General features: G+C 58.1%; 29 protein-coding genes and 1 riboswitch. Of the genes, 14 read left to right on the forward strand and 15 right to left on the reverse strand.

The window, feature by feature from the left end:
• Positions 1 to 15 precede the first annotated feature (15 nt).
• From PEL8287_RS07645 to PEL8287_RS07660, 4 genes are read right to left on the reverse strand one after another with little or no spacing between them, the layout of a single operon-like run.
• The gene (locus PEL8287_RS07645) at positions 16 to 1,218 is read right to left on the reverse strand and encodes an endonuclease/exonuclease/phosphatase family protein (protein WP_085891777.1); all 1,203 of its coding nucleotides are present in this window, start codon (positions 1,216 to 1,218) and stop codon (positions 16 to 18) included.
• A gap of 4 nt (positions 1,219 to 1,222) precedes the next feature.
• The gene (locus PEL8287_RS07650) at positions 1,223 to 2,203 is read right to left on the reverse strand and encodes a threonine ammonia-lyase (protein ID WP_085891778.1); all 981 of its coding nucleotides are present in this window, start codon (positions 2,201 to 2,203) and stop codon (positions 1,223 to 1,225) included.
• Positions 2,200 to 3,033 carry an alpha/beta fold hydrolase gene (locus PEL8287_RS07655; protein WP_085891779.1) on the reverse strand — a complete coding sequence of 278 codons (834 nt, stop codon included), beginning with the start codon at positions 3,031 to 3,033 and terminating at the stop codon, positions 2,200 to 2,202. The genes PEL8287_RS07650 and PEL8287_RS07655 overlap by 4 nt, the downstream gene beginning before the upstream one ends.
• On the reverse strand, positions 3,030 to 3,719 hold the full coding sequence (locus PEL8287_RS07660) for a haloacid dehalogenase type II (RefSeq protein ID WP_085891780.1): 690 nt from the start codon (positions 3,717 to 3,719) through the stop codon (positions 3,030 to 3,032). Before PEL8287_RS07660 ends, PEL8287_RS07655 begins: the two co-directional genes overlap by 4 nt.
• 190 nt (positions 3,720 to 3,909) lie before the next feature.
• Between PEL8287_RS07660 and PEL8287_RS07665 the strand changes: the two genes are divergently transcribed.
• Together PEL8287_RS07665 and PEL8287_RS07670 are read left to right on the forward strand one after the other, a co-directional pair.
• Entirely contained in the window at positions 3,910 to 4,338 is a 429-nt protein-coding gene (locus PEL8287_RS07665; protein ID WP_085891781.1) for an FKBP-type peptidyl-prolyl cis-trans isomerase, read from the forward strand.
• Between the two features lie 138 nt (positions 4,339 to 4,476).
• A complete protein-coding gene (locus PEL8287_RS07670; RefSeq protein ID WP_085891782.1) occupies positions 4,477 to 5,085 on the forward strand; it encodes a hypothetical protein in 609 nt (202 codons plus the stop codon).
• 19 nt (positions 5,086 to 5,104) lie between these two features.
• Here PEL8287_RS07670 and PEL8287_RS07675 read toward each other — a convergent pair whose 3' ends face one another.
• The 3 genes from PEL8287_RS07675 to irrA are packed head-to-tail and all read right to left on the reverse strand — an operon-like array spanning position 5,105 to position 6,944.
• Complete coding sequence (locus PEL8287_RS07675) at positions 5,105 to 6,094, reverse strand: NADPH:quinone reductase (RefSeq protein WP_085891783.1); 990 nt, start codon at positions 6,092 to 6,094, stop codon at positions 5,105 to 5,107.
• Between the two features lie 25 nt (positions 6,095 to 6,119).
• Complete coding sequence (locus PEL8287_RS07680; protein WP_085891784.1) at positions 6,120 to 6,521, reverse strand: hypothetical protein; 402 nt, start codon at positions 6,519 to 6,521, stop codon at positions 6,120 to 6,122.
• Positions 6,522 to 6,527: 6 nt separating this feature from the next.
• Positions 6,528 to 6,944 carry an iron response transcriptional regulator IrrA gene (gene irrA, locus PEL8287_RS07685; protein ID WP_085891785.1) on the reverse strand — a complete coding sequence of 139 codons (417 nt, stop codon included), beginning with the start codon at positions 6,942 to 6,944 and terminating at the stop codon, positions 6,528 to 6,530.
• Between the two features lie 175 nt (positions 6,945 to 7,119).
• On the opposite strand from irrA, the gene fabA reads away from it, so the two are divergent.
• From fabA to PEL8287_RS07705, 4 genes are read left to right on the forward strand one after another with little or no spacing between them, the layout of a single operon-like run.
• A complete protein-coding gene (gene fabA, locus PEL8287_RS07690) occupies positions 7,120 to 7,629 on the forward strand; it encodes a bifunctional 3-hydroxydecanoyl-ACP dehydratase/trans-2-decenoyl-ACP isomerase (RefSeq protein WP_085891962.1) in 510 nt (169 codons plus the stop codon).
• A 25-nt stretch (positions 7,630 to 7,654) separates the two neighbouring features.
• Positions 7,655 to 8,884, forward strand: coding sequence for a beta-ketoacyl-ACP synthase I (fabB, locus tag PEL8287_RS07695; RefSeq protein WP_085891786.1), 1,230 nt, complete (start codon positions 7,655 to 7,657; stop codon positions 8,882 to 8,884).
• Between the two features lie 7 nt (positions 8,885 to 8,891).
• Positions 8,892 to 9,683, forward strand: coding sequence for an enoyl-ACP reductase FabI (locus PEL8287_RS07700; RefSeq protein WP_085891787.1), 792 nt, complete (start codon positions 8,892 to 8,894; stop codon positions 9,681 to 9,683).
• A 59-nt stretch (positions 9,684 to 9,742) separates the two neighbouring features.
• Positions 9,743 to 10,000, forward strand: a complete 258-nt coding sequence (locus PEL8287_RS07705; protein ID WP_085891788.1) for a hypothetical protein — start codon at positions 9,743 to 9,745, stop codon at positions 9,998 to 10,000.
• 9 nt (positions 10,001 to 10,009) lie between these two features.
• Here PEL8287_RS07705 and PEL8287_RS07710 read toward each other — a convergent pair whose 3' ends face one another.
• Entirely contained in the window at positions 10,010 to 10,879 is an 870-nt protein-coding gene (locus tag PEL8287_RS07710) for a hypothetical protein (RefSeq protein WP_085891789.1), read from the reverse strand.
• 108 nt (positions 10,880 to 10,987) lie between these two features.
• Here PEL8287_RS07710 and miaB point away from each other — a divergent pair, with 108 nt between their 5' ends.
• From miaB to trmB, 7 genes are all read left to right on the forward strand, one after another.
• The gene (gene miaB, locus PEL8287_RS07715) at positions 10,988 to 12,313 is read left to right on the forward strand and encodes a tRNA (N6-isopentenyl adenosine(37)-C2)-methylthiotransferase MiaB (protein WP_085891790.1); all 1,326 of its coding nucleotides are present in this window, start codon (positions 10,988 to 10,990) and stop codon (positions 12,311 to 12,313) included.
• Between the two features lie 186 nt (positions 12,314 to 12,499).
• Positions 12,500 to 13,465, forward strand: coding sequence for a PhoH family protein (locus tag PEL8287_RS07720; protein ID WP_085891963.1), 966 nt, complete (start codon positions 12,500 to 12,502; stop codon positions 13,463 to 13,465).
• Positions 13,466 to 13,501: 36 nt separating this feature from the next.
• On the forward strand, positions 13,502 to 13,990 hold the full coding sequence (gene ybeY, locus PEL8287_RS07725; protein ID WP_085891791.1) for an rRNA maturation RNase YbeY: 489 nt from the start codon (positions 13,502 to 13,504) through the stop codon (positions 13,988 to 13,990).
• Between the two features lie 37 nt (positions 13,991 to 14,027).
• A complete protein-coding gene (locus PEL8287_RS07730; RefSeq protein WP_085891792.1) occupies positions 14,028 to 14,918 on the forward strand; it encodes a hemolysin family protein in 891 nt (296 codons plus the stop codon).
• Positions 14,919 to 14,922: 4 nt separating this feature from the next.
• The gene (gene lnt, locus PEL8287_RS07735) at positions 14,923 to 16,434 is read left to right on the forward strand and encodes an apolipoprotein N-acyltransferase (protein ID WP_139837732.1); all 1,512 of its coding nucleotides are present in this window, start codon (positions 14,923 to 14,925) and stop codon (positions 16,432 to 16,434) included.
• A 38-nt stretch (positions 16,435 to 16,472) separates the two neighbouring features.
• A riboswitch (SAM-SAH riboswitch) is annotated at positions 16,473 to 16,520 on the forward strand.
• A 5-nt stretch (positions 16,521 to 16,525) separates the two neighbouring features.
• Positions 16,526 to 17,692 (forward strand): methionine adenosyltransferase, encoded by a 1,167-nt coding sequence (gene metK, locus PEL8287_RS07740; RefSeq protein ID WP_085891793.1) that lies wholly within the window; start codon positions 16,526 to 16,528, stop codon positions 17,690 to 17,692.
• 47 nt (positions 17,693 to 17,739) lie between these two features.
• Positions 17,740 to 18,453: a tRNA (guanine(46)-N(7))-methyltransferase TrmB gene (gene trmB, locus PEL8287_RS07745; protein WP_085891794.1), complete on the forward strand. Its 714-nt coding sequence runs from the start codon at positions 17,740 to 17,742 to the stop codon at positions 18,451 to 18,453.
• Between the two features lie 430 nt (positions 18,454 to 18,883).
• Here trmB and PEL8287_RS07750 read toward each other — a convergent pair whose 3' ends face one another.
• Positions 18,884 to 19,609, reverse strand: a complete 726-nt coding sequence (locus PEL8287_RS07750; protein WP_085891795.1) for a hypothetical protein — start codon at positions 19,607 to 19,609, stop codon at positions 18,884 to 18,886.
• Positions 19,610 to 20,080: 471 nt separating this feature from the next.
• Positions 20,081 to 20,518, reverse strand: a complete 438-nt coding sequence (gene dtd, locus PEL8287_RS07755) for a D-aminoacyl-tRNA deacylase (RefSeq protein ID WP_085891796.1) — start codon at positions 20,516 to 20,518, stop codon at positions 20,081 to 20,083.
• Between the two features lie 96 nt (positions 20,519 to 20,614).
• On the opposite strand from dtd, the gene PEL8287_RS07760 reads away from it, so the two are divergent.
• On the forward strand, positions 20,615 to 21,037 hold the full coding sequence (locus PEL8287_RS07760; protein ID WP_085891797.1) for an Hsp20/alpha crystallin family protein: 423 nt from the start codon (positions 20,615 to 20,617) through the stop codon (positions 21,035 to 21,037).
• Positions 21,038 to 21,080: 43 nt separating this feature from the next.
• On the opposite strand, the gene PEL8287_RS07765 is transcribed toward PEL8287_RS07760, so the two are convergent.
• Genes PEL8287_RS07765 through PEL8287_RS07785 form a run of 5 tightly spaced genes read right to left on the reverse strand, consistent with a single transcriptional unit; the run spans position 21,081 to position 26,227 of the window.
• A complete protein-coding gene (locus tag PEL8287_RS07765; RefSeq protein ID WP_085891798.1) occupies positions 21,081 to 21,755 on the reverse strand; it encodes a nitroreductase in 675 nt (224 codons plus the stop codon).
• Positions 21,756 to 22,874 carry a TFIIB-type zinc finger domain-containing protein gene (locus tag PEL8287_RS07770; RefSeq protein WP_085891799.1) on the reverse strand — a complete coding sequence of 373 codons (1,119 nt, stop codon included), beginning with the start codon at positions 22,872 to 22,874 and terminating at the stop codon, positions 21,756 to 21,758.
• A gap of 50 nt (positions 22,875 to 22,924) precedes the next feature.
• On the reverse strand, positions 22,925 to 24,037 hold the full coding sequence (locus tag PEL8287_RS07775) for an SPFH domain-containing protein (RefSeq protein ID WP_085891800.1): 1,113 nt from the start codon (positions 24,035 to 24,037) through the stop codon (positions 22,925 to 22,927).
• Between the two features lie 20 nt (positions 24,038 to 24,057).
• Entirely contained in the window at positions 24,058 to 24,972 is a 915-nt protein-coding gene (locus PEL8287_RS07780) for a DUF2927 domain-containing protein (protein ID WP_370737916.1), read from the reverse strand.
• Between the two features lie 55 nt (positions 24,973 to 25,027).
• Positions 25,028 to 26,227 (reverse strand): toxic anion resistance protein, encoded by a 1,200-nt coding sequence (locus PEL8287_RS07785; RefSeq protein ID WP_085891801.1) that lies wholly within the window; start codon positions 26,225 to 26,227, stop codon positions 25,028 to 25,030.
• Positions 26,228 to 26,238 lie beyond the last annotated feature (11 nt).

The raw sequence follows: 26,238 nt of genomic DNA on the forward strand, positions 1-26,238 counted from the left end.
TCAGTACTTTCGGGATCAATCCGACAGGTTGATATGGGCCATAATCTGACCATGATCCGAGGCGAGTTTGTTATAGGGGGCCTCGGGGTGGCTACCGTCGGTCAGGTGGTCGTTGAAGGCGCTGAAATAGGTCATCTCGCCAATGCGCCCGTCAAAGTCGGGGTGAAAATGGCGTGACAGGAACAGCTGGTCGATGGATTCGAAAACGCCGCCAAAGGCCGAAGTGTAGACCATGTCGCGGAGGGATTTGCGCACAAACAGCTTTTCCGCCGAATGCAGGCGGACTTTTTCGATGTCTTCGGTGATCTGGCGGTTTTGTTCCTCTGTGTAGCGGTCTGAACTGGCCTTGGCGTCGTGGCGCAGCATCCAGGCATAGTTTTTGAACGGTGTCTCACCAGCAATAATCTCGGAACTGACGGCATGTTCACCATCGTTGAAATCGCCCATGACCATGACCGGATTGCCCGCGCTGATTTCCTTGACGATCTCAGCGCGCAGCACCCAGGCCTCGGCCATGCGGCGCAGGGCCGAGCGCAGGCTGCCAAGGGCCCGACCCACAGGATCATATCTGGTCAGATCCTCTTCCGGGGCGAAATCGACACCTGCGGGCCGGATATATTCGCCCAGTTTGGATTTCAGGTGGCAGTTGAACACGGTGATCACCTTGCCGCCGATAGGGATGCGTACCTTGAGAATGGGGCGCGACAAGCGCTTGATGGTGTATTGCCCGGCGTCGTCGCCCTGCAGGCCGCGCAGGGGCTGGAACGGAATGGTCAGCGGCTGCGGCAGATCCTGAATGATCTCAGGGTCACCCGCAAAGCCGAAACGCGACAGGATCGCCACACCGGGGCGGCGTTTCCCGGGCACGCCGGTGTCGGCGGCATTGGGGGCAAAGGCCAGGGCGGCGTCATGATAGGGCTCGACGCTGAGTTTGCGGAAAATGACCTTGCGGTGATAGCGTTTGGATTTGTCGGGCACGGTGGCCGCGTTCAGTTGTGTGGCGCGCTGGTTCGTTTCTTCTATCACAGCGCGCAGGGCGTCTTCCTCGAATATCTCCTGAAAACCCACGATATCGGCGCTCATTGTCAATAGCTGGTCGGCCATCCAGTCTTCTTTCCACGCGTATTCTTCGGGCGTGTAGGTCTGGAATTCGTAATATTCCTTGTTGGGGCCAATCAGGTTCTTGACGTTGAAACTGGCAATCGTGAACTCGGTCATTGTGTCAGGTTCCGTATCTGGAAAGCGCGGTCTGATAAATTTCGGCATCGACATTCCCACCTGAAATGGTGGCGATGACTGTGTCGCCCTCTATCTGATCCTTGCGGAACAGCGCGGCGGCAAGGGCGGCGGCCCCGCCGGGTTCGGCCACAACCTTGAGCCGCGACCAGGCCAGTGTCATGGCGTGCAGGCATTCGTCTTCGGAAACTGTCAGACCGGGACCGCAGAGGCGCTTGAGGATGGGAAAGGTGATCTGGCCCGGCGCGGGTGTCAGGATGGCATCGCAGATATTGCCGGATTGCCGGTTATTGGTCTCGATATGCCCAGAGGCAAGCGAGCGGGTCACATCGTCGAACCCGATCGGTTCACATGGGCGCACCCGCAGGCCCGGCGCGTCGGCCTCAAGCGCCAGAGCGATGCCGGACGTCAGGCCTCCGCCGCCGCAACAGACCAGCATATCAGCCTGCGTAATGCCAAGCGCGTTGGCATCCTCGGCAATCTCAAGGCCGGTGGTGCCTTGCCCGGCGATCACCTGTGGTTCGTCATAGGGTTTGATCATGGTCAACCCGCGTTCGGCGGTCAGTTTTTCGCCCACGGCCTCGCGGCTTTCTCCGCCGGCGCGGTCGTAAAGCACCACCTCGGCACCCAGGGCGCGGGTATTGGCGATTTTCATTTGTGGCGCATCAGCGGGCATGATGATCACGGCAGGTGCGCCAAGTTCGCGCGCGGCTAGCGCCACGCCCTGTGCATGGTTGCCGCTGGAAAAGGCAATCACGCCGCGCGCGCGGACCTCGGGGTCAAGCGCTGACACAGCCGAGCGTCCGCCACGGTATTTGAAGCTGCCGGTGTGCTGCAGGCATTCAGGTTTGATGAAGACGCGCCGCCCGGCAATTTCATCCAGAAACGGCGAACTGAGCAGCGGGGTGCGCCGGACGTGGCCCTTGAGCCTTTCAGCCGCGGCGCGGATCATGGTGATGTTGGTCATGCAGTTTGCTCCAGCAGGGCATTTATGGCTTCAAGCGCCTCAGGTTCGTCCAGGAATGGCACATGGCCGCGATTGGGGACCGTTGCGGTGATCATGCCGGGGTGGTGGTCAAGCATCTGCGCAAGGGTTTGTGCGGTCAGCAGATCGGAATTGGCACCGCGGATCGCGGCCAGTGGCGTGTTCTTGAGTTGGTCGAACAACAACCAGAGGTCTGGCGCGTCGCCAGCACCCGCCTGGCCGACCAGCGCGTCGCGCAGACTGGCATCATAGCGGATGCCAAGGCCGCCGCCTTTTTTTTCAAAAAACATGAACTCTGCCTGCTGGCGCCAGCGATCAAGCGGGACGTCGGGAAACCCATCGGCATGGACGTGTTTAAGTGCACTGGCGGCCGCGTCGAGATCAGGCAGATCGGGTTCCTTACCGACGTAGTCCATGATCCTTTCAAGCCCTGCGGCATCGACCACCGGGCCGATGTCATTGAGCACGACCGCGCGCAGCCGGTCGGCATGGCCATAGGACAAAGCCATGGCGATGAGGCCGCCGCGCGAGGTGCCGATGATTGTGGCCTGATCAAGCCCGAGATGATCAAGCAATTCGATCGCATCCTGTGCCTCGCGCAGGATATTGTAATTCATGTACTGGGGGTCGTAATCCGATTGACCGCGCCCGCGGTAGTCCATGCAGATCAGTCGATGATCGGCCATGTGGGGCGCCAGAAAGTTGAAATCCGTGCTGTTGCGGGTCAGCCCGGCAAGGCAGAGAATCGGGCGGCCTGTGCCCTTGTCCATGTAATGCAGGTTCAGTCCGTCGGATGTCTTGAAACTGCTCATGCCGATTGTGCAAGGGCTGGAATGCCGGTGAGATCACTCAGCATGGTTGCAGGTTTGGCAGGCAGGCGGTCGACGGGCTCGCCTTTGCGGTTAACCCATGCGGTGGTAAAGCCATAGCCCGCAGCAGCCGAGGCATCCCAGCCGTTTGACGACACGAACAGCACCTCGTCCGGCCTGCAGCCAAAACGCTGGCCGACCAGATCGTAGACGACTTTTGCGGGCTTGAAGATGCCGACGCTTTCGACAGACAGCACATCGTCCAACACGTCACCGATACCGGCCGATTGTACGGCGCCCGCCAGCATTTCGGGAGAGCCGTTGGACAGGATTGCGGTGTTCAGACCGGCCGATTTCAGAGCCGCCAGCATGGCAGGGACTTCGGGGTATGCTTCAAGCTCCCAGTACAGTTGCAAGAGACGTTCGCGCAACCCGGTGTCACCTTCCAGCCCTTCGGCTTCAAGCGCCCAGTCCAGCCCGTCCTGGGTGACCTGCCAGAAATCGGTGTGTTTATCCATGACCGCACGTAGCCAGGTGTATTGCAGTTGCTTGAGGCGCCAGTATTCTGCGATTTTGGACCAGTGTTCGGCAAATGCTTCGCGGCCGGGTTCGGATGCGGCGTTGCGGGCGGCGGCGGCAACGTCGAAGAGTGTGCCATATGCGTCAAAGATACAGGTGGTGATTGGCATGGTCGAATTCCCTAATTGTCGAACGGCAGATTTGCATGGATGCAAACAAGGGAAAAGCCCCGAATGATCACGGAGGCGTGTGGTTTGCATGTCCCGGCAATTACCGCTAGATTTCGTCTCAGCCACACAAGCACCCGCGTGACAGGCGCGGCCTTGCAAACCCATTTCCCTACTCAAGATTGGATATTTAATGACCCAGGTCAAATCGGGCGACACCGTTCGTATTCACTATACCGGCACGTTGACAGACGGCACCACCTTTGACACCAGCGACGGGCGCGACCCGCTGGAGTTTACCGTGGGATCGGGCCAGATCATTCCGGGGCTGGATGTCGCCATCCCTGGCATGGTGGTGGGCGACAAGAAAACCGTCGAAATACCCGCTGATCAGGCCTATGGTCATATTCACCCCGAGGCCCGGCAGGCCGTACCGCGCAGTGATATTCCGGCAGATATTCCGCTGGATTTGGGCACGCAGTTGCAGGTGCAGACCCCGCAAGGGCAGACGATGCAGGTGACGGTGGTCGAAGTGACCGACGCGCAGGTCGTGCTGGACGCCAACCATCCGCTGGCGGGCAAGGAGCTGACGTTCGCGATTGAGCTTGTATCCATCGGGTAACGCCACTTTGGGCAACGTGGGTTTCACCTGCCCTTTGGTTAATGTCGCGCATCCGGAGTAATCTCCTGGTGCGCGCTTTGCGTTTTACCCTTGAAGGTTTAAGGTGGTTGCAGAGCCAGAATTTGCCGGAGAGCGCTGATGACCACCGCCACTGAAAAACTGCTGTCTCGCATTCGCGAATTGCAGGACGAACTGGATGCGGAAATCACGCGCCGCAGCAAGGCGTTTCGCTATCGCCTTGAGAATGGCAGGGTGGTTTTCGAGGCCGAAGTGCGGCGCGCGCATCGTGACTTGCGGGTGCGGTTGCTGACCTTCCTGCGCTACACAAGGCCGATGGTGGTGATCACTGCACCGGTGATCTATTCTTTGATCATACCTTTTGTGTTGCTGGATATTTTCGTCACCCTCTATCAGTGGATCTGTTTCCCGGTTTACGGGATCGACCGGGTGAAACGCGCTGATTTCATCCGTTTGGACCGTCAGCATCTGGCTTATCTTAACGGGCTGCAAAAGCTGAACTGTGTCTATTGCGGCTACGGCAACGGGGTGATCGGCTATGTGCAGGAAGTGGCCGGACGAACCGAGGCCTATTGGTGCCCAATCAAGCACGCCTCACGAATCGGCGCACATCATGCCTATTACGCGCAGTTCGTCGATTACGGCGACGCCGAGGGGTTTGAGGCCGGGCTTATGGCCTCGCGCCAGAAAATCACGCAGGCGGGGCTGTCGGGCATCAAGGCAGACTGAGAATATACCGGCGGCGGGTTTAGCAGGTTGTTAGTAGTACCGCACCGGCGCGACCTGGCGTCATCACGGTGTCATGGGCTTTTGCGCAATCCTGCAGCGGGAAAATGGCGTGGATGGCGGGGGTCAGAACGCCAGCAGCCAGAGCCTGATGCAGGCAGTTTATGGCCGCCTGACGTTCGGCCTGAGGCAGGATATAAATCAAAGTTATGTCGATTTTCAGGGCTTTGAACAGGTACGGGCCGAATGGCAGGGTAGGGGTCATGCTGGCGCCAGAACCATAGGTGGCGATCGTTGAATTCGGGGCGATGATATCGGCCAGAAGGGCTGCGTTCTGGCCAAATTCAACCTCGACCGCGCGATTGATGCCTTTACCCTTGGTCAGATCGTTGATTTTGGTGGCCAGATCGGGGTCGGCATAGTCCAAGACGTGATCCGCGCCTGCTGCGGCAACCCGGGTCGCGGCACTGGGCGAACAGGTTGAGATCACCCTGGCCCCCCCCCATTTTGCCAGTTGCACCGCGTTGTGACCCACAGCGCCCGCGCCACCACTGATCAGCAGGGTTTTGCCTGCCACATCGCCATCTCCAAAGACGGTATGGGCCGCGGTCAGCCCTGGAATCCCAAGCGTTGCACCGCTTTCCAGCGAGATATTTTCGGGTAGCGGCACGGCCTGAGCAATGGGCAGGGTTATATATTCGGCGGCAGTCCCGAAGGCACGCTGCCACTGGCCATTCCAGAGCCAGACGCGCTGACCGATGCGGTCCGGGTCAACGCCGTCGCCCACAGCCTCGATGACGCCCGAGCCATCTGAATGCGGGATGATTTGCGGGTAGGCAGGTTTTGTCACGCCGGGACGGGCACCGGCCCGGGCCTTGGCGTCAGACGGGTTCACACCTGAATAGGCAACACGTACCAGAACTTCGCTCGGACCGGGAACCGGCGTCGCGATTTCAATCTCTTCCAGAACCTCGGGGGCCGGACCAAAACGGGAATAGACGATGGCCTTCATCGTGGAACAGTGCCTTTTTTGAGAGTTACCAAAGTTTCCACCACGGGCGCTTACCCGACTGACTGTCGAGCAAAACATTGTCTTCCGGATCAAAAAATTCGCCATCATCGCCCTGGACCCGGGCCCTCATGTGAATTGCAATTTCGTTCATCTTGGCCAGTAGGGCCGCATCCGGGTTGCTCACCGAAATCACCCCATTGTGGTGGGTAATCCGAGCCGCATCTTTGTCGGGGTGATCAAGCCAGACAGCTATGCCCGGTGATTCGGCGCGAATTGCTTCTTTCGTTGCAGATATCTTGGCGCTTGCAGCATCCTCCAGCCGGAGACTGTCATCGCCGTCGACATAATTGAGCCACTCATTCAGGGTGATGTCTTTGCCTTTGCCTGACCATTTGGCGCGGCGGGTGATGTGGACGTCACGACCCATTACAGGTCAGGTGCGGCGCAGGCGGATCACAACATCGACCTTTGCAATTTCAGCGCCGTCGGGTGCCTGGGGCAGGCGGGAAATCTCCAACTGATCAGCGGGTGCATCGGTAAGGCGGTTTTCGTCTTCCCAGTAGAAATGCGGGTGATCGTGGGTGTTGGTGTCGAAATAGCTTTTCGAGCCGTCCACCGTGACTTCCTGAATGAGTCCGGCATCACAAAAGGCGCGCAGCGTATTGTAGACTGTCGCCAGCGAGACGCTTTCACCAAATTGCTGAACATCTGCGAAAAGGCTTTCGGCGGTCACATGACGATGCTGCCCGTCGCCCACCAGCAACGCGGCAAGGGCGACGCGCTGACGTGTCGGTCGCAGATTTGCGCCGGACAGCCATTTTGTTCCCAATGTCGTCGCTTGCGGTGTCATCAACTGTCATTCTCCATATTCTGCGTACAATATATGTCTGCAAAGCTGTCGATTTCAAACTAATTTCATAGGGCAGAACGATAGGTCGCGGTGTGGCGCAGGCTTGCATGCGCCTTTTGCAGGGTGTTAGAGGGGAAGGTAACGAGATATTTCAGAATTGAAGGGGGCCGCCGGCATGGCCGACTATCCGAGCAGCTTTGACAAGGAAGACCTGCTGAAATGCGCCCGAGGCGAATTATTTGGTCCCGGCAACGCACAATTGCCCGAACCCCCAATGTTGATGATGGATCGGATCACTGAAGTTTCCGGCGATGGTGGCGCACATGGCAAAGGTCATGTGGTGGCCGAATTCGACATTAACCCGGATCTTTGGTTCTTTGCCTGCCACTTTCCCGGCAACCCGATCATGCCCGGCTGTCTGGGGCTGGACGGCCTTTGGCAGTTGACCGGCTTTAACCTGGGCTGGCGCGGCTGGCAGGGGCGCGGCTATGCGCTGGGTGTGGGCGAGGTCAAGCTGACTGGTATGGTGCGGCCCGACCGCAAGATGCTGACTTATTACGTCGATTTTACAAAGGCCGTGCAAACCCGACGCTTGACCATGGGCGTTGCGGATGGTCGTGTAGAAGCCGATGGCGAGGTGATCTACCACGTCAAGGATATGAAGGTTGCGCTGTCAGAAAGCTGACACCCTGGAATTAAGGAGTACGCTTATGCGTCGTGTTGTCGTGACCGGGCTGGGCATAGTCTCAAGCATCGGGAACAACGCAGAAGAGGTGCTGACCTCGCTGAAAGAGGGACGGTCAGGCATCACCGCGAATGAGGCCATGGCCGAGCACGGCTTTCGCAGTCAGATCGCGGGGGCCGTTAATCTGGATGTGGCCGAGCATGTCGATAAGCGTCAGTTAAGGTTCATGGGCCCAGGGGCGGCTTATGCCTATATCGCGATGAACCAGGCGATAGCCGATTCAGGGCTTGAGCAAAGCGATGTCATCAACCCGCGCACGGGTCTGGTCGCCGGATCGGGCGGGCCATCAACCAGCGCGATGCTGGCGGCGCACCAGGTTGTGCTAAAAACCGGGGCAACCAAACGGATCGGGCCTTTTGCCGTGCCCAAATGCATGTGTTCGACGATTTCGGCGAATCTGAGCACCGCTTTTCAGATCAAGGGGATCAACTATTCCATCACATCGGCCTGCTCGACATCGCTGCATTGCATCGGCAATGCCGCCGAGCAGATCATGATGGGCAAGCAGGACGTCATGTTTGCCGGCGGCGCGGAAGAACTGGACTGGACGCTGAGCTGCCTCTTTGATGCCATGGGCGCGATGAGCAGCAAGTATAATGACACGCCCGAAAAGGCGAGCCGCGCGTTTGATGCGGGCCGCGACGGGTTTGTAATCTCGGGTGGCGGTGGCATTCTGGTCCTGGAAGAACTGGAACATGCCAAGGCCCGCGGCGCGAAGATATATGCCGAGGTCACAGGGTATGCCGCCACCAGTGACGGGCATGACATGGTGGCGCCTTCGGGCGAGGGGGGCGAGCGCGCCATGCGTCTGGCGCTTGGTCAGCTGCCCGCAGATCGCAAGGTGGGCTATATCAATGCCCACGGCACCAGTACGCCGGTGGGGGACGTGGGCGAAGTGGAATCGGTGCGCCGTGCCTTTGGCGAAGGCAATGCCCCGCCGATCAGTTCGACGAAATCCATGACCGGCCACAGCCAGGGTGCGACCGGCGCGCAAGAGGCGGTCTATTGCCTGCTGGCGCTGGAACACGATTTCATAATTCCCTCGATCAATGTCGAAACGCTGGACCCCGCGCTGGACCCGGCCGAAATTGCGACAGTGCGAGTGGACAATGCGGGTCTGGATACCGTGATGACCAACAGCTTCGGCTTTGGTGGTACGAATGGTTCCATGCTGCTTAGCAAATATCACGGGTGACAGATTTATGAACGATTCAATGCAGGGCAAACGCGGCCTGATCATGGGGGTGGCCAATGATCGCTCGATCGCCTGGGGTATTGCCCGCGCGATGCATCAGGCCGGGGCCGAACTGGCTTTTTCCTATCAGGGGGATGCGTTTTCCAAGCGGGTCGAACCTTTGGCGGCTTCGCTGGGATCGGATCTGTTGCTGGATGTGGACGTGACCAGTGACGCCTCGCTGGATGCCGCGTTTGACTCATTGGCGGCCCGCTGGCCGACAATCGACTTTCTGGTGCATGCGGTGGCCTATTCGGACAAGTCCGAACTGGCCGGCCGGTTCATGAATACCAGCCGCGCGAATTTCAAGCATTCCATGGATATATCAGCTTATTCATTTATCGAGGTGGCCCGCCGGGCGCATCCGATGATGAAAGACAAGGGTGGATCGCTGATAACGCTGACCTATCAGGGGTCAAACCGTGTGGTGCCGAATTACAACGTGATGGGGGTGGCCAAGGCAGCCCTTGAGGCGGCAACCCGCTATCTGGCTAATGACCTGGGGCCGGATGGGATTCGGGTGAATGCCATTTCGCCCGGCCCCATGAAGACACTGGCAGGGGCGGCGATCGGCGGGGCTCGCAAGACGTTCCGCCACACCGAAGAAAATGCGCCGCTGCGCTGCAATGCCACGCTTGAGGCGATCGGGGGAACGGCGGTTTATCTGGCGGCAGACAGCGGGATCTGCACCACAGGCGAAATTATCCGCGTCGATGGTGGCTTTCACGTTTTGGGAATGCCGCAGCCTGATCACCTCTGACCGGGAAATAGCCAGAAGTTTGCCTAAAATCTGCCATGCTGACCCGATAGGGTGCTTGCATGAATGGTAAATTTGGTAAAGCCGAGGCGCGGCAATCGCGCTACAAACAACGGGCACGCGGCGCGCGCAAGTGGGCGCACAGGGTGATGTTCCTTTTGTTGGTGTCCTGCGGAGCAGCCCTGTGGATGGACGAATCTATCGGGCCGGACCTTCAAAAACGTGTCTTTGCCGCGATGGCAGAACTTGAGACGGCGTCGGTCAATGAAAAAGGCGCAAGCGGCGCGTTTCAGGCGGCATTCGCAAAACTGGTCCTTTGAAACACCATTTCAAAACCACTGACCCGGTTCCATAAGCCCAAGATCCAGCAACTGACGTGAGTGCCATTCAAATGGCACTGAATTATGCCATTTGAAGGTCGCGATTTCAAAGGTCGAGCCCGGGTTTTGTTTCAGGGCCTTGGCGGTTCTGAACGACGCAATAGATGCGGTCAGGTTGTTGTGCCAGGGGCAGGCAAAGGTATTGTATTCTTCATCATTGAAAGTGTGATTTTCCTGCAGCTTTAGCCCGGGTTTAGCCCTGAATAACGCGATCCGGTCGATCTTGCGGTTGCGGTATGGAATATGTTCTTCATAGCGCCAACGCAGCCCGCCGTAGAAATCAAGCTGGCGTTCTTTGGGATGGTAATCCTTTTCAGCGTCTTTGCGGGCCAGTGCATAATACCCGGATTTGTCGAGAAGCGCGTCGTCCAGTGACACCGCAACAGGATGGGTTTCCAGATCGGCTGCATAAAGATCAATGACATAAGTCAGCATGGCATCGCGGCGTTCTTCGGTGTGAAAGCTCAGCATCTCACCAATCGTGCGTGTTTCGCAGAACGGGTAGAACAGGTATTCGCTGTTGAAGCAGTAGTACATCCACAGGCCCGGGGCCGCAGCGATGAGGGTGTTTACCGCATCAAAAAAGGTTTTTCCGGTACTCAGGTCATAGTCTATGCGGTGAACTCTGGGGGCGATATCGGCGCCGATTGCAAAGGTGGCTGGTATGAATACCAGCAGAGTTTGAAAGCCGGTCTCAAGATGGTGGCGCAGTGTGCTGTCAACCTCGACCTCGTCTTCGACAAAAATCATCGCAACAGGGCCTTTGAGCGTGTCTTTGCCGTTGGCTGAAAGAAAGTTTTCGGGGCTGGAATACTGCATCTTCTACCTTGTCCTGTTGTGGACAAAATCCGCCAAATCCGCACGCATTGCAAGAGACCCCAATGTTGATGTAGTCAGACCCCTGAACTGGCGACAGGACCCGGACAGATGACAGAACCCAAGAAGCTATACATCAAGACATATGGCTGCCAGATGAACGTCTATGACAGCGAGCGCATGGCCGAGGCCATGGGTGGTGCGGGCTATGTCGAGACCGGATCGCCGGATGATGCGGACATGATTTTGCTGAACACCTGTCACATCCGCGAAAAAGCCGCCGAAAAAGTCTATTCCGAACTGGGGCGATTTCGCGAGTTTAAAGAGGCTAAACCGGATCTGAAAATCGGCGTGGCAGGCTGTGTCGCGCAGGCCGAAGGGCAGGAGATCATGCGCCGCCAGCCTTTGGTAGATCTGGTCGTCGGCCCGCAAAGCTATCACCGTCTGCCGCAGATGGAACAACAGGTGCGTGAAGGCAAAAAGGCGCTGGATACTGACTTCCCGCTGGACGATAAATTTGACACCCTGCGTACTCGCGCCAAGGCCAAACGTGGCCCGACAGCATTTCTGACCGTGCAGGAAGGCTGCGACAAGTTCTGCGCCTTTTGTGTTGTGCCCTATACCCGCGGTGCCGAGGTCAGCCGCCCGGCGACACGCATTTTGGAAGAGGCGCGTGAACTGGTGGATCGCGGTGTCCGCGAGATCACCCTGCTGGGCCAGAATGTGAATGCCTATCACGGCGCGGGGCCGGAGGGTGATATGACCTTGGCCCAGTTGATCTGGGAGTTGGACAAGATCGACGGGCTGTCGCGGATTCGCTTTACTACCAGCCACCCCAACGACATGGCTGATGACCTTATCGAAGCGCATGGCACTTGTGCAAAACTGATGCCCTACCTGCATCTGCCGGTGCAGTCGGGCAGTGACCGGATTCTAAAACGCATGAACCGCAGCCATACCGCGGAAAGCTATCTACGTCTGATCGAACGCATTCGCGCGGTGCGCCCCGATATCGTGATGTCGGGCGATTTCATCGTTGGCTTCCCGGAAGAGACGGAAGCGGATTTTCAGGCGACGATGGATCTGATCGAAGAGGTGAAATACGGATATGCCTATTCTTTCAAGTATTCCACCCGCCCGGGCACACCGGCGGCCGAACGTCCGCAGGTGGATGAAGATGCGAAATCGGACCGTCTGCAACGGCTTCAGGCGCTGATCACCCGCCAACAACGCGAAGTTCAGGATGCCATGGTGGGCCGCAAGGTCAGCGTTCTGTTCGAAAAACCCGGCCGGCTGGATGGGCAGATGGTGGGAAAATCGGAATATCTGCACGCCGTCCATGTGGTTGATTCTTCGCTGAAGGCGGGGGATCTGGTGGCGGTTGAGGTTGTTGAAAGCGCTTCCAATTCGCTGGCAGGGCGGATCCTGCCCGATTGAAAGGTCGAAAAAGCCTGTAAAATGGGCCCGGAACGCCGTTGAAAACGCGTTTCGTTTCAAAATTGTGACATTTTGCCAGTAGAGCTTGCGCCTTCCCGCACAACTTGGCACGATTTGTATGACACCTTTTCAAAGGAGAATTGTTTGGTCACCAGCGTGCTGCCCCCAGCTTCCGACCCGAATTCGATGCACGAAACGCTCGTTGAATTCCCTGATAACCTTCTGTTGATTGATCTTTGCGGCGAATACGACAGAAACCTTGCCGAAATAGAACAAAAGCTTGGCGTGCAGATCATGCGACGCGGCAACCAGTTGGCTGTCGTTGGCGAAGAAGCGGCGGCGGGTGAAGCAGTTGATGTGCTGACGGCGCTTTACAAACGTCTGGAGACCGGCAAATCGGTTGAACATGCCGATGTGGACCGCGAATTGCGCATGGGCGGATCAGAGGACGGGACCGGAAGCCGCGATGGTGATCAGCTTGAGATGTTCAAGGGCGGGCATGTCGAGATCAAGACCCGCAAGAAACTGGTCGAGCCACGCACTGATGCACAGAAAGTTTATGTTACATCGCTGTTCTCCAACGAGCTGGCCTTTGGTATCGGTCCGGCGGGGACCGGTAAGACCTATCTGGCCGTGGCGGTGGGGGTGTCGATGTTTATCGAAGGGCATGTCGATCGCATCATTCTGAGCCGGCCGGCGGTCGAGGCGGGGGAAAAGCTGGGCTATTTACCGGGGGATATGAAAGACAAGGTTGATCCCTATATGCAGCCGCTTTACGACGCGCTGAACGATTTCCTTCCTGATAAACAACTGGCCAAGCTGATTGAGGATAAACGGATTGAGATTGCACCGCTGGCATTCATGCGCGGGCGAACGTTGTCAAATGCCTATGTTGTGCTGGATGAGGCGCAGAATGCGACCTCGATGCAAATGAAGATGTTTTTGACGCGTTTGGGTGAAGGAAGCCGCATGGTGATCACCGGCGACCGTACTCAGATCGATTTGCCCCGAGGGGTTACATCCGGTTTGCATGACGCCGAAAGATTGCTGAAATCCATTCCGAAAATCAGTTTTAATTACTTCACCGCCAAAGATGTTGTCCGCCACCCGCTTGTGGCCGCGATCATCGAGGCGTATGAGGCCGATGTATAGGCCCCGGTATGGGGCAGAAAACATGCACCGGACCAGATGCTGACCGAAACGATTATCGAGGATGACAGATGGCAGTCCGTTGAATTGGACGCCCTGTGTGAACGTGCGGCAACCGCGACGCTGGAATATCTGGGTTTGGAAGTAAAATCATTTGAGATCAGTATACTGGGCTGTGATGATGCGCGCATATCGTTGTTGAACAGCGATTTCAGGGGTAAACCCCAGCCCACCAATGTGCTGTCCTGGCCCACCGAAGAGCGCGGGGCACGGCAAGCGGGTGAAACGCCTGAATTGCCTGCCCCGGGCGCCGATCCGGAACTTGGCGATATCGCAATCTCGTATGATACATGTGCACGCGAAGCGAATGGTGCGGGCAAGCCCTTTGCCGATCATGTCGCACATTTGATCGTTCACGGGGTTTTACATTTGCTAGGTTATGACCATATCCGTGACCAAGATGCCACTTTGATGCAGTCAACTGAGGTGGCGATACTTGGCAAATTGGGTCTTCCTGACCCATATTGAGGCAGCTGGATGATATTCCCACAACTGGAAAGAGAAAATGGGCGACAGTATCGACGGATCCTCTAATGCAGCGCAACGCGCGCAGCCGGACGAGCAGGATAGTAACGAGGAACAGGGCGGGTTTTTTCGCCGGATAATCGGGGCGCTGAGCCCCAGTGAAGAAAACGCGCCCGAGGATTATGAGGCAAACGTCAAACCGCTGAATGGTTTTCCGGGCCTTGGAAACCTGCGGCACATGGCTGTCGAGGATGTCGCGATTCCTAAAGCAGAAATCGTTTCTGTACCGTCGACGATCAGCAAGGATGAGCTTGTGCAGGTTTTCCGCGACAGTGGCCTGACGCGTCTGCCTGTGTATGACGGCACCCTGGATACGCCGATCGGTTTTGCCCATCTCAAGGATTTTGCGCTCAAGCACGGCTTCAACGGGGCCGGAGGGCGGTTTTCGCTGAAGAAAATGCTTAGGCCGCTGCTGTTTGTGCCACCTTCGATGCCCATCGGTGTGCTGCTTCAGAAAATGCAAAGTGACCGCCGCCACATGGCGCTGGTGATTGACGAATATGGTGGAGTTGACGGGCTGGTAACGATTGAGGATCTGATTGAACAGGTCGTAGGCGAAATCGAGGACGAGCACGATATCGACGAGGCGCATTTCTGGACGATAGAAGCGCCCGGCTGTTACCTGGCGGTGGCGAAGACCCCGCTGGATGAATTCGAGGCCGAGATTGGCCAGTCGCTTACGGATGTCGACGGTGTTGACGAAGAAGAGATCGACACACTCGGGGGGCTGGTTTTCATGTTGCTGGGGCGGGTGCCGGTCCGCGGGGAAGTTGTTGAACATCCCGGCGGGGCTGTCTTTGAGGTAATCGAAGCCGATCCGCGCCGTATCAAACGCCTTAGGGTGCGGTTGCCCGGCCACTCGGATAAATAGACGGATGACAACGGCGCTGATGCTGGTCGACCGGGCGCGGGGCTTTCGCCCCATATATCGGTTGTTGATCTGTGCCGTACTTGGGGCTTTTGCTGCGTTGGGGCAGGAGCCCTGGGGCATCTGGCCTGCAACAATCGTTGGGTTGGCTGCAAGCTTTGGCTTTTTCGTAATTGCCAGAAGCTGGGCGCAGGCCGTCTGGACGGGCTGGGCGTTCGGGACAGGGTATTTCATGCTGGCCCTCAGCTGGATCGTAGAGCCGTTCCTGGTGGATGTGGCGCGCCATGGCTGGATGGCGCCATTTGCCCTGTTGGGCCTGTCCGGAGGACTGGCGCTGTTCTGGGGGGCCGCTTTTGCCGTTGCGCGGGGCTGTGGTGGCGCTGCTGCGGCCTGGATTGCATCTTTTACACTGGCCGAGGCCGCGCGGGGATATGTGTTGACAGGTTTTCCCTGGGCGCAGCCGGGGCATGTCTGGATTGACACACCTGTCCTGCAATCGGCGGGCTACACCGGGTCGCTGGGGCTGACAGTGATTTTACTGCTTGCTGCGGTATCTGTCTGGTGCATCGCTTCTGGCCGTTGGGTTTCAGGCGGCGCGGGGCTGGCGCTGATTGCGGCGGTATGGGGCGCAGGGACGGTACTGCCGCCTGAGATGCAAATTCTCAAGGATGCGCCGGTGGTGCGTCTGATCCAGCCAAATGCGCCGCAGCATGAAAAATGGAACCCTGAAAAGGTTCAGCTCTTTTTCGATCGACAAATCGAATTCACCCGCACCGGAGCGCGACCTGACCTGATTGTCTGGCCGGAAACTGCGGTGCCTGTCACCCTCAATCGGGCCGGGCCGACGCTGAATGTCATCGCAGAGGCAGCGGGCGGTGTGCCGGTGGTTTTGGGAATCCGGCGTTTTGAGGGAATGCGCTTGTTCAACTCCCTGGTGCTGCTGGATGAGAGCGGCGCGGTTGACTCGATTTACGACAAGCATCATCTGGTCCCATTCGGCGAATACATTCCCTATGGGGACCAGTTGGGGCAATTCGGCATCAGGGGCATGGCAGCTGGTGAAGGCGACGGATTTTCAGCAGGCCCCGGGGCACAGGTGATCCAGCTGGGCCAGCTGGGCCGCGCACTGCCATTGATCTGCTACGAAGGCGTTTTTCCGCAAGATGTGGCTTCGGCGCCGGGGCGTGCGGATTTCATGCTGCTGATCACCAACGATGCGTGGTTCGGCGCGGTTTCGGGCCCCTATCAGCATCTGGCGCAGGCGCGATTGCGCAGTGTCGAGCAGGGCTTGCCGATGATCCGCGTGGCCAATACCGGTGTGTCAGCGATGATCGATCCTTGGGGGCAAATCATCGCTGAGATACCCCTTGGCGAAGCGGGCTGGAGCGATGCACCTCTGCCGTCGCCACGGCCCCCTACGGTCTATGCCGCTTCTGGTGATTTGCCTTTGTTCGCGCTGCTGCTTGTCGTTTTGGGTTTGTCCCTTATTTACGACAGGAAGGTTCAGCCCAGAAGTTAGCGATTGACCTTATTGGCACAGAGCCATAACCAGATTGAAATCTGTCACAACGGCTTCCTGGCGTGGCAGTGAAATCCAATGGAGCGTTTTCATGACCCGTAATAACTATATTTTCACCTCCGAATCCGTCTCTGAGGGGCACCCGGATAAGGTCTGTGACCGTATTTCGGATGCTATTCTGGATGCATTCCTTGCCGAAGAGCCCGAGGCGCGTGTCGCCTGCGAAACCTTTGCCACAAGTGGCATGGTTGTGGTCGGCGGCGAAGTTGGTTTGACGGATCAGGAGCGCCTTAAAAACTACATGGGCCGGATTGGCCAAATCGCGCGTGATTGCATCAAGGATATAGGGTACGAGCAGGAAAAGTTTCACTGGAACACTTGCCATGTGCTGAACTTCCTGCATGAACAATCGGCCCATATCGCACAGGGTGTTGATAAGGACGGGGCTGGCGACCAGGGCATTATGTTCGGCTATGCCACCAATGAAACCGAAGCGCTGATGCCTGCGCCGATCCAGTACAGTCACGCAATTCTGCGGCGTCTGGCCGAGGTACGCAAGGACGGCACCGAGCCGACGCTGCGCCCCGACGCCAAAAGCCAGCTGTCGTTGCGGTATGTTGATGGCAAACCGGTTGAGGTGACATCCGTAGTGTTGTCCACCCAACACGAACTTGAATCTCAGGGCAGCGCCGAGATACGCGCGATAGTCGAGCCCTATATCCGCGAAGTCTTGCCTGATGGATGGCTGAATGACAAAACCGAGTGGTGGGTGAACCCCACAGGCACCTTCGTCATCGGCGGCCCTGATGGCGACGCTGGTCTGACCGGCCGGAAGATTATCGTAGATACCTATGGTGGGGCAGCCCCGCATGGTGGCGGTGCATTTTCGGGTAAGGACCCGACAAAGGTGGATAGATCAGCTGCTTACGCGGCCCGCTACCTGGCCAAAAACGTTGTTGCTGCTGGCATTGCCGAAAAATGTACAATCCAGCTGAGCTATGCAATTGGTGTTTCCAAACCGCTGTCGATCTATGCCGATACTCATGGCACAGGTGAGGTCAGCCCCGAAGCGATTGAGAAGGCTGTCGCGGAGTGTATGGATTTGACGCCGCGCGGTATCCGGGAACATCTGCAACTGAACCGCCCGATCTATGAACGCACCGCCGCTTATGGCCATTTCGGCCGCGAGCCCGACGCTGATGGCGGTTTTAGCTGGGAAAAAATCGACCTGGTCGATACACTGAAAAAAGCTGTGTAAACAAAAGGCTGGCACTTGACGTTTACGTGCCAGCCAATGGTCGCCTCATGAGTCAAGACAAACACCCCTCCGGCGCTCCATGGCGCAATTTTTATGGCCGGTTCAAAGGCAAGGGCCTGCGCCAGAGCCAGGAGGTATATCTGGACGAGGATCTGGAGAACCTATCGCCAGGTCCAGTGGACTGGGACGTGAACCCCGACCGGAAACCGATTGACATAAAAGAGATTTTCGGCGGCATACCCGTCTGGCTGGAGGTCGGGTTTGGCGGCGGCGAGCATATGGTGCATCAGGCCGTTAAGAACCCTGGTGTCGGCATCATCGGATGCGAGCCCTTTATTAATGGTGTGGCCATGCTGCTGGGTAAAATCCGTGCGGCCGAGGCGCAAAATATTGCGGTCTACCCCGGCGACGTCCGTAATATGTTTGATGTTCTGCCAGAAGGGTCTATCGACCGCGCCTTTCTGCTATACCCTGATCCATGGCCCAAGAAACGCCACCACCGCCGCCGGTTCGTGACGCCTGAATATCTGGAGCCCCTTGCCAAGGTATTGAAAAAAGGCGCAATTTTCAGAGTGGCAACGGATATCCCGGATTATGTGCGCCAGACATTGGAGCAGGTACCACAGCACGGGTTCGAATGGCTGGCCGAGCGGCCACAGGACTGGCGTGAACCCTGGGCAGACTGGATTTCAACCCGTTACGAGCAAAAGGCGTTGCGCGAGGATCGCGTGCCGCACTACCTGACATTTCGCAAACTGTAATCGGGCAAGGGCGTACGTTTGGTACGCTTTGTACGTGGATTTCGTACGCGCTGTAGGGTGGAGTCACAATCAAGCGTACGAAACGTACGTTTCGGATCAACCGAGCCGGGGAATCCTATCCGTTCAGCAACTCCACCGACCGGATATCCACCCGCAACGACCTGCGCCAACGTGTCCTGTCTGAACTCAGCCGTGAGCCGAATTCCCGAATTCATATCCGTCTTCCCAGGTTCCAAAATTACCGCGCAGAGCCCCTGAAAATTCAGCGGCACCTGATTCAGGCTTTGCGTTGGAACTTGTTCTTTCAGGTCCGCCCCACAGCTCACATCCGGGTCAAGAAAAGCCAAGGTGTTCATTCTCCGGAGCGGAGCCGAAGGTAGAATCCGTTTTCGCCCGCCTCGGCTGGGGCTATTCTTTACAGTGCTCGCGTTCAGGCTGCGCCGCTCAGAGTGGAGCGGGTCTTGCGCCGCCTTTTTCGACCTAACGAAGCGAGACCAAGGAAAGCTGTTCCGGCGAGAAGCCCGCTAGCGGGGAGTGGGATGAACGCAAGGTTGAGTCTTACGCCCTGTCCGAAATTTCCGGTCAGATCGTCGGGGCCTGAAAATTTCAGAATGTTGCCGAATTCATCGATGGGCGTTGCCCGGACAAGTGGATTGAAACCGACAATATTCCAGGAGAAAGAAAAATCGCTGCTGCGATCGGAAGAGAACCCAATCGACGTCCAGCTGTCATCGTCGGTCAAATTGAATTCGTACAGAACCGTGAAAATCTCGGTTGGCGTATCCACGATGTCGAATATGCCGTCGGTCCCGGCATCGGTTTCGCTCCAGTGGTAGGTCAGGGTTTCGGTGGTGGGTAGGCCGAAAACGTAAGACTCGCAAATCGTGCCACAGTCAAATGGCGCGTCCGGGTTGGTCTTGGCAACTTCGCCGATGGCGCGCGTGCCTTCTACCACTCTTTCCGCTCTGTATTCCAAGTTAACCTTGTCTGCGAGCTCTGTCATGAGCTTGATGTTTTCTAACGTTGGCGGCAGAACCTTGGCTTGGTCCCGGATCTCTTTCAGTCTTCTGTCTCTTTCGTCCATGGTAATGGCGTCAGCTGAAACAGGCAGCATCAACACGCAGAGCGCCGCAGCGTAAAATGATTTATGGTGCATGTCAGAACTCCTTATAAAAATTCCTGGCCCCTACCGTCATTCCGATGGAGCCGGTCAGGGCGTACCCCCTGTTTTCATTTGAGAAAACGGCTTGAAGTCGCTACCCTGCAAAATTTTTATACCCTATTTTAGGGTTGAGCTTTTGATCTATGTTAAAACTTTAGGTGGGACCTGAACGGTTCCAGTGCGGCTTGTCAGGGACGATTTCTTTTATCTGTGAGGTGTTGATGATGACAAGCGCTCGAAAATCATTGGGCGCCAACGCTTGTCAAAACACAGCTGAAATTTGTCGAATTGCAGAAGATCTCTGGTACCGGCCCGGAGCCGTTATTTGAACGTGTCGGTCCACAGGTTGTTGGACCAGTCAAACATGTCGCGAAAGTTTTCACGGCTCCCCCCCCCCTGGCTCGGCCAGCGATCCGGGGACCAGCTTCATCTGGCCAATGGTTTCGTCATAAGCAAATACCGGCGTCAGCTTTCCATCCAGATGGTAACGGGCCCGTCGTTGAGCAGTTCAACCTTCATGTCGGCACCGAATTTGCCGGTTTCAACCGGCACGCCCTGTGCTGCCAACTGATCGGCGAAATACAGATAGAGCTGCTTTCCGGTTTCGGGAGAGGCGGCGCTGGAAAAACCGGGGCGGTTGCCGCGCGAGGTATCGGCAGCAAGGGTGAACTGGCTGATCACCAGAGCGCTGCCGCCGGCATCAAGTACAGAGTGGTTCATCTTGTCCGCCTCATCCTTGAAGATACGCAGTTTGGCAATTTTAGCGGCAAGCCGTTCGGCCTGCGCGGGTGTGTCGCCCTGCATCGCGCAGATCAGAACCAGAAGACCAGGGCCGGTTTTTCCGATCACCTGACCGTCGACCCTGACCGAGGCATGGGTGACGCGTTGAAGAAGGGCGCGCATGGGAAAACTCCGGCAGTGTGGATTGACCCGCATCAAGTCAGGTCTGTGCAGGTTATGTCAAGGTGCTGGCATTCGGTTAACAAGGGAGACTGACCAATGGTTGAAAAATCTCAGACACATTCAACGGGCCTCTGGCCTTCGATTTATGAGCCGTTTCGCAGTTTAGGCACCCGGATGGCTGATTGGCTGGCCCCGGCATCGGACGCTTCGGCCGATGACAATGCCTATCGGATTACTGTGGAATTACCGGGAGTCGATGAAAAAGACATTGACGTGCAAGTGCATGAAGGCGTGGTCAGTGTGACCGGAGAAAAATCAGAAGAGCGCGAGGAAAAGGGTGACACATGGTTCTTTTCCGAGCGGCAGTTCGGCTCGTTCAGCCGAAGTTTCCGCCTGCCAGCCGATGCGGATGGTGAAAAGGTGGATGCCAGTCTGAAAGACGGCGTGCTGACGATTTCCGTGCCGAAGACCAAGCCGAAGCTGCCCGAAGCCAAGAAGGTCAAGATCAGCAAGGGATGAGGTTTTGCCACCCGGACGGGTGGCCTGACTTCGTGGTTGTCCGTTATCCACGCGGGTCGTAGATATCCTCAAGACCGGCCCGCGTGGTGCGGAAATTGTTGGCCGGATGATCGGTGTCGGCATAGCCAAAGGAAATCGCGCAGAGGATCAGGCGATTGTCCGGCAGATCAAAATGCGACCGGATCATCGCAGGGTAGGCCGCGACCGAGGCCTGCGCTATTGTGGCCACGCCCATGGCGACAGCGGCCAGCGTAAAGGCGGTAACAAATCCGCCGGTGTCCATGGCACCGTAGGGGCCAAGCTCGGCCTCGGAATGTACGATGGCCACATGCGGCGCCCCAAAAAGCTGGTAGTTCTGCAAGGATTGTTGCGCGCGCCCGGCGCGGTCGCCGCGTTCTATGCCCACCGCCTCGTAGAGCTGCAGTCCACATTCGCGCCGACGCGCACCGTACGCCCCGGGGTAGCCGTCGGGCCAGGGCAGGTCGGGCGCGGGTTTGTCAGAGGCGACGGTTTCCAGCAGGGCAGCCCGAAAGCGGTCGGTTGCCTGGCCACGGGTGACGGTCACCTGCCACGGCTGGGCGTTGCACCACGAGGGCGCCCGGCCTGCGGCGTTGACGATCCGGGCGATGGTTTCGTCCGGCACCGGATCCGGGCGGAAGGAGCGGCAGCTGTGGCGCGCAACCAGAAGCCGGTTCAGAATGTCAAAGTCGTCCGGCATTCAAAGCCTCCCCTGGTTCACAGCGATCAGATAACCCACGGCTGCCGCAATCAGCGCCCCGACGATCACCGCAACCGCAATCTTTACCGCCGACCAGGGCCGTTCGCCCTGCACCCGTCCGGTGCGGCCATTGACCACAAAACGATAGGTTTCACCACGGTATTTATAGGCTGCAAGCCAGACCGGCAGCAGCACATGTTTGAATGTCACTTCATTCACCTGGGTTTGGATATCGTGGATGCGCTGGCGGTCGCCGCCAATATCGAATTTCACGTCGCGGGTGATGACGCGGTCCATATGGGCGCGGGCTTCGGCAAAGCCATCCTCAAGTTCGACTGTATAGCCTTCGGCCCGGAAGCCCGCGAGGTATTCGGGGCGGTAAGGTTCAAGGGCGGCCAGATCCCACGGTTCCAGCGCATCGGTAAAGCGTTTGGGCAGGCTGCGTGAGGCCAGCACCAGAACATCGTCAAACCAGCGCGCTACCCGACCCGAAACAGCCCGCCAGCGTACCTTGGCGACGCGGACGTTCTGGCGCTTGCCGTCGCGCATGACGGTACGGGTTTCATAGTAAACTGTGCCGCGTTCGCCGCGGTAGGCCGATTTGGTGTCGGCATCGAAGGTCCAGTAGGGCACGTAGATGCCCTGCATCTTGCGGCCTTTGCGGGCATAGCCCTGCAACCCATTGGGCGCAAACCAGAGCCGTCCCAGCCAGTTGGTCATCGCATCGCGGGCGGTTTCCTCGGTCAGGGCAAAGGGCAGCACGGCGCGGGGTTTGATCTGGCGGTGCGTGCCGGTATCTGCAACGACAGGCGTGGCGCAGAACGGGCATTCGGTAGCATGGGTTGCGGGATCAAATTCAACTTCGGCAGCACAGTTCGGGCATTTCGAGATGCGGGTTTCCCCGATCTCGAGTGCGGGAAGCTGATTGGCCAGGGCGGCGCGGAAATCCAGCTCTTGTATGGCGCCACGCCAGAGGCCTGAATCGCCAATCGGGCAGATGTCGCCACAATGGTCGCAGACCAGCTGGCCCTGATCCGGGGCAAAACGGTAATCTGCACCGCAGTTGTTGCAGGGAAAACGGTGTTCTTCGAAAGGGGTATCACGGTCAGAGGTAGGCACGATGCTTCAGACCCCGGAGTTAGGTATTTTTGCCAAGAAAAAGCCTGAGGTCAGGCACCTGGCGGCGGCGGCGGCAGGACGGTGAACAGCTGGGCCAACTCGGTCACGTCCCCGGCCAGCATCCAGCCGTCCTGGCCGGCTGTCCAGACGTGGCTGTCACGGGTCAGTTTGCCTTCGGTGGCCATACGGCCCATGGCGGCCTTGGAGTAGGGCCCGTGGGTTTTGCCATCCTTGGCAATGTGCCAGACATGTTCAACCGGGGGCGGAGGGGGGGGCGAGGCCGGCTGCGAGGCCGGACGGGCACCCCAGGGGCCCTGCTGCATCTGGTTTGCCATGGCCATGCCCATCCCCATGCCCAGACCGGCGCCCATACCGCCGCCGCCACCGGGGTTGCGGGCGGCTTCGGTCATGGCTTCGGCTGCGGAATATTCGGTGAAACGTCCCAGGTCGCCGGCGATACCGGTTGAGGTGCGTTTATCAAGGGCGGCCTCGACCGCGGGGGGCAGTGAGATGTTTTCGATATAAAGCTCGGGGATGCTGAGGCCGTATTCGGCAATGGTGCCGCTGATCGCGGTAGCCACCAGCTTGCCCAGATCGGCCGTGTTGGCGGCCATGTCCAGTACCGGAATGCCTGAGCTTGCGAGGACGCGGGAAAATTCCTGCACGATGATATTGCGAATCTGATAGCTGATCTCGTCCATGGTAAATTCACCGTCGGTGCCGACGATCTCGGACAGGAATTTGGCCGGATCCGAAACCCGCACGGAATAGGTGCCGTAGGCGCGGATGCGGGTGGGGCCGAATTCGGGATCACGCAGCATGATCGGGTTCTTGGTGCCCCACTTCAGATCGTTGAACCGCGTCGTGTTGACGAAATAGATCTCGGATTTGAAGGGGCTTTGAAAGCCATGATCCCAGTGGTTGAGCGTGGTCAGGATGGGCATGTTGTTGGTTTCCAACATGTACAGCCCCGGAGTGAAGACATCGGCCAGAAGGCCCTCGTGGACGAACACGGCGGCCTGGCCTTCGCGGACGGTCAGTTTGGCGCCGTATTTGATTTCATGGCCTTCGCGCTCGAACCGCCAGACCATGGTGTCACGCGTGTCGTCGACCCAGTGGATGACATCAATGAATTCACCGGTCAAAAAGTCGAAAATACCCATATTTCAGGTCTCCTTTGTCATCATACAGGACCCAGACGACCTGAAAGGATGCGTTGTGCGATCGGGCGGGCCTCATCGGCACTCATCCCCGGGGTCAGGGCGGGGTTATACAGCAGGCGCAGCAGCTCTTCGTCGTGGGTGGTCAGCAGCGCAAATTCGTCGTCGTCATTAAAGATAGACGGCCGCGCGCGGGGGCTGTCATTGGCCAGGCCGAGGCCTTGGGCCAGTTCCTCGTGCACGCAGGAACGGCGCATCAGATCAGGGTGTTCCGACCGGATAAAGGCGATGGCGCGGCGATAGCTATAGTCATTGTCCCGCGCCGAGAAGGCCACGACAAGGCAATGAATGGACCGGGGCATGTCCCGGAAAAGCGACAGGGCACTGGCGCTGATGCCCGGCACGATCTGTTTCACACGAGCGACGGCCTGAGCACGGTCGTCCTCGCTCATGAACAGGACGTGGAAATTGGGGTCAGCGCTATCGGCGCTGATCGGGTGGAGGGTCACGCGCGCCAGACGGGCGGCATATTGGCGGACAGTGGCGCGATCCGCTTCTTGCTGCCCGACGGGGACATGGGCGCCAAACTCAACCGCCATGCGCACCGGCGAGGTCCATTTGCGCAGCCCCCCCGAGGTGCTGCCACTGGCCCGACGAAAGCCGCCGCCCTGCGCGTATTCGTCGTAAAATGCGATGGTTTCGAAATTGCGCAGAAGATCGGTGTCTGTGTAGGGGGTGTCGACCCCGCCGCCGCCGGTGCGCAACAGGCCCTGCGCCAGAAGATCGGCCTGAACCCTGGCATAGTAACGCGCCAGCGCTTCGCTGCGGGGCGAGGGGGAAGGGGATGTTACCGGCGGTTCCGGCATCAGTCCCGCCGGACGCGCCTGTGGTTTGGAGGCCGGAAGAACAGGCCCCAAGTCACAGGCGGCCAGGGCCATCAGCCCCAGCCCCAAGATCAGTTTACCTGCCGCGCCGCGCCACCCCACCTGTGTTTCAGGCCCCGGGAACCGCAGTGCCGGCGTTGTCGCCAACACCATCCTTGCGTGCCTTTGCGGCAGCGAGGGTATCGCGCAATTCGGCCTCCATCTTTTTCAGCTCGGCCTCGGCAGCAGCGCGACGGGCCTTGCCTTCGTCGGCGATCTGCAAGCTTTCCTGAATGGTGCCGATCAGATCGGCATTGGCCTGTTTCACAGCTTCGATGTCAAACACGCCACGCTCCATTTCCTTGCGGATCATGGTGTTGCTTTCACGCAGGTTTTTCGCGTTTGCAGTCAACAGCTCGTTGGTCAGATCGGTGGCATCCCTGACTGCAACCGCGGCTTCGGCCGAGCGCTGGATCGTGACGGCCTGAGCCAGCTGGGTTTCCCAAAGCGGCACGGTGTTCACCAGGGTCGAATTGATCTTGGTGACAAGGCTTTTGTCGTTTTCCTGCACCAGCCGGATTGAGGGCAGCGATTGCATGGTGACCTGTCGGGTGAGTTTGAGGTCGTGTACCCGGCGTTCCAGATCATCGCGGGCGGCGCGCAGATCACGCAGTTCCTGCGCTTTCATCACCTGATCGCCTTCAGGCGCTTTGCTTACGGCTTTTTCCCGTGCGGGGATGTCCTTGGTATCCAGAACATGCAGCTTTTCCTCACCTGCGGCGATGTACAGTGCCAGTTCGTCATAAAAGGTGAGGGTTTTGTCGTAGAGCATATCCAGCGACTTGATGTCTTTCAGCAGCGTGTGTTCGTGGCTGAGAAGATCATCGGTGATTTTGTCGATCTGATTTTGAACGGTCTCGAACCGGGCGGTGAACTTGGCAAATGGGGCGGCGCGGCCCAGCAGCTTTTCCCACCAGCTGCGTTTGCGGCGCACGTCAAGTTCGGACACGGAAAAGCCCCGGATCGTGGTGACGATACCGCGCAGGCTGTCACCGGCGGGGCCGACATCCTTGTTGCGTACACCGGCCAGCATGGATTGCGAGATAACCTGCAATTCTGCCTGGGCGGCCGATCCGAAAGAAACGATCGAGTTGGTATCCTCCATGTCAATCTCGGACATGCGTTTCTTGATTTCAGCCCCAACCGGCGCGTCAGCCTTGGCCAGCGGTACGATGGCATTGGCGTCGGTGGGTTCGGGCAGGATGACCTTGCTGACTTCTTCGATCTCGGCCAGGGCGGCCTGAGCTTTTTCGCGGATATTCTCTGACATGAAAGTCCCCT

Source organism: Roseovarius litorisediminis (assembly GCF_900172295.1).
Taxonomy (GTDB): domain Bacteria; phylum Pseudomonadota; class Alphaproteobacteria; order Rhodobacterales; family Rhodobacteraceae; genus Roseovarius; species Roseovarius litorisediminis.

What these genes read in the sequence shown, in the direction of transcription:
- PEL8287_RS07645 (WP_085891777.1), bottom strand. Translation starts at nt 1,218, where the DNA reads ATGACCGAGTTCACGATTGCCAGTTTCAACGTCAAGAACCTGATTGGC.
- PEL8287_RS07650 (WP_085891778.1), bottom strand. Translation starts at nt 2,203, where the DNA reads ATGACCAACATCACCATGATCCGCGCCGCGGCTGAAAGGCTCAAGGGC.
- PEL8287_RS07655 (WP_085891779.1), bottom strand. Translation starts at nt 3,033, where the DNA reads ATGAGCAGTTTCAAGACATCCGACGGACTGAACCTGCATTACATGGAC.
- PEL8287_RS07660 (WP_085891780.1), bottom strand. Translation starts at nt 3,719, where the DNA reads ATGCCAATCACCACCTGTATCTTTGACGCATATGGCACACTCTTCGAC.
- PEL8287_RS07665 (WP_085891781.1), top strand. Translation starts at nt 3,910, where the DNA reads ATGACCCAGGTCAAATCGGGCGACACCGTTCGTATTCACTATACCGGC.
- PEL8287_RS07670 (WP_085891782.1), top strand. Translation starts at nt 4,477, where the DNA reads ATGACCACCGCCACTGAAAAACTGCTGTCTCGCATTCGCGAATTGCAG.
- PEL8287_RS07675 (WP_085891783.1), bottom strand. Translation starts at nt 6,094, where the DNA reads ATGAAGGCCATCGTCTATTCCCGTTTTGGTCCGGCCCCCGAGGTTCTG.
- PEL8287_RS07680 (WP_085891784.1), bottom strand. Translation starts at nt 6,521, where the DNA reads ATGGGTCGTGACGTCCACATCACCCGCCGCGCCAAATGGTCAGGCAAA.
- irrA (WP_085891785.1), bottom strand. Translation starts at nt 6,944, where the DNA reads ATGACACCGCAAGCGACGACATTGGGAACAAAATGGCTGTCCGGCGCA.
- fabA (WP_085891962.1), top strand. Translation starts at nt 7,120, where the DNA reads ATGGCCGACTATCCGAGCAGCTTTGACAAGGAAGACCTGCTGAAATGC.
- fabB (WP_085891786.1), top strand. Translation starts at nt 7,655, where the DNA reads ATGCGTCGTGTTGTCGTGACCGGGCTGGGCATAGTCTCAAGCATCGGG.
- PEL8287_RS07700 (WP_085891787.1), top strand. Translation starts at nt 8,892, where the DNA reads ATGAACGATTCAATGCAGGGCAAACGCGGCCTGATCATGGGGGTGGCC.
- PEL8287_RS07705 (WP_085891788.1), top strand. Translation starts at nt 9,743, where the DNA reads ATGAATGGTAAATTTGGTAAAGCCGAGGCGCGGCAATCGCGCTACAAA.
- PEL8287_RS07710 (WP_085891789.1), bottom strand. Translation starts at nt 10,879, where the DNA reads ATGCAGTATTCCAGCCCCGAAAACTTTCTTTCAGCCAACGGCAAAGAC.
- miaB (WP_085891790.1), top strand. Translation starts at nt 10,988, where the DNA reads ATGACAGAACCCAAGAAGCTATACATCAAGACATATGGCTGCCAGATG.
- PEL8287_RS07720 (WP_085891963.1), top strand. Translation starts at nt 12,500, where the DNA reads ATGCACGAAACGCTCGTTGAATTCCCTGATAACCTTCTGTTGATTGAT.
- ybeY (WP_085891791.1), top strand. Translation starts at nt 13,502, where the DNA reads ATGCTGACCGAAACGATTATCGAGGATGACAGATGGCAGTCCGTTGAA.
- PEL8287_RS07730 (WP_085891792.1), top strand. Translation starts at nt 14,028, where the DNA reads ATGGGCGACAGTATCGACGGATCCTCTAATGCAGCGCAACGCGCGCAG.
- lnt (WP_139837732.1), top strand. Translation starts at nt 14,923, where the DNA reads ATGACAACGGCGCTGATGCTGGTCGACCGGGCGCGGGGCTTTCGCCCC.
- metK (WP_085891793.1), top strand. Translation starts at nt 16,526, where the DNA reads ATGACCCGTAATAACTATATTTTCACCTCCGAATCCGTCTCTGAGGGG.
- trmB (WP_085891794.1), top strand. Translation starts at nt 17,740, where the DNA reads ATGAGTCAAGACAAACACCCCTCCGGCGCTCCATGGCGCAATTTTTAT.
- PEL8287_RS07750 (WP_085891795.1), bottom strand. Translation starts at nt 19,609, where the DNA reads ATGCACCATAAATCATTTTACGCTGCGGCGCTCTGCGTGTTGATGCTG.
- dtd (WP_085891796.1), bottom strand. Translation starts at nt 20,518, where the DNA reads ATGCGCGCCCTTCTTCAACGCGTCACCCATGCCTCGGTCAGGGTCGAC.
- PEL8287_RS07760 (WP_085891797.1), top strand. Translation starts at nt 20,615, where the DNA reads ATGGTTGAAAAATCTCAGACACATTCAACGGGCCTCTGGCCTTCGATT.
- PEL8287_RS07765 (WP_085891798.1), bottom strand. Translation starts at nt 21,755, where the DNA reads ATGCCGGACGACTTTGACATTCTGAACCGGCTTCTGGTTGCGCGCCAC.
- PEL8287_RS07775 (WP_085891800.1), bottom strand. Translation starts at nt 24,037, where the DNA reads ATGGGTATTTTCGACTTTTTGACCGGTGAATTCATTGATGTCATCCAC.
- PEL8287_RS07780 (WP_370737916.1), bottom strand. Translation starts at nt 24,972, where the DNA reads ATGGCCCTGGCCGCCTGTGACTTGGGGCCTGTTCTTCCGGCCTCCAAA.
- PEL8287_RS07785 (WP_085891801.1), bottom strand. Translation starts at nt 26,227, where the DNA reads ATGTCAGAGAATATCCGCGAAAAAGCTCAGGCCGCCCTGGCCGAGATC.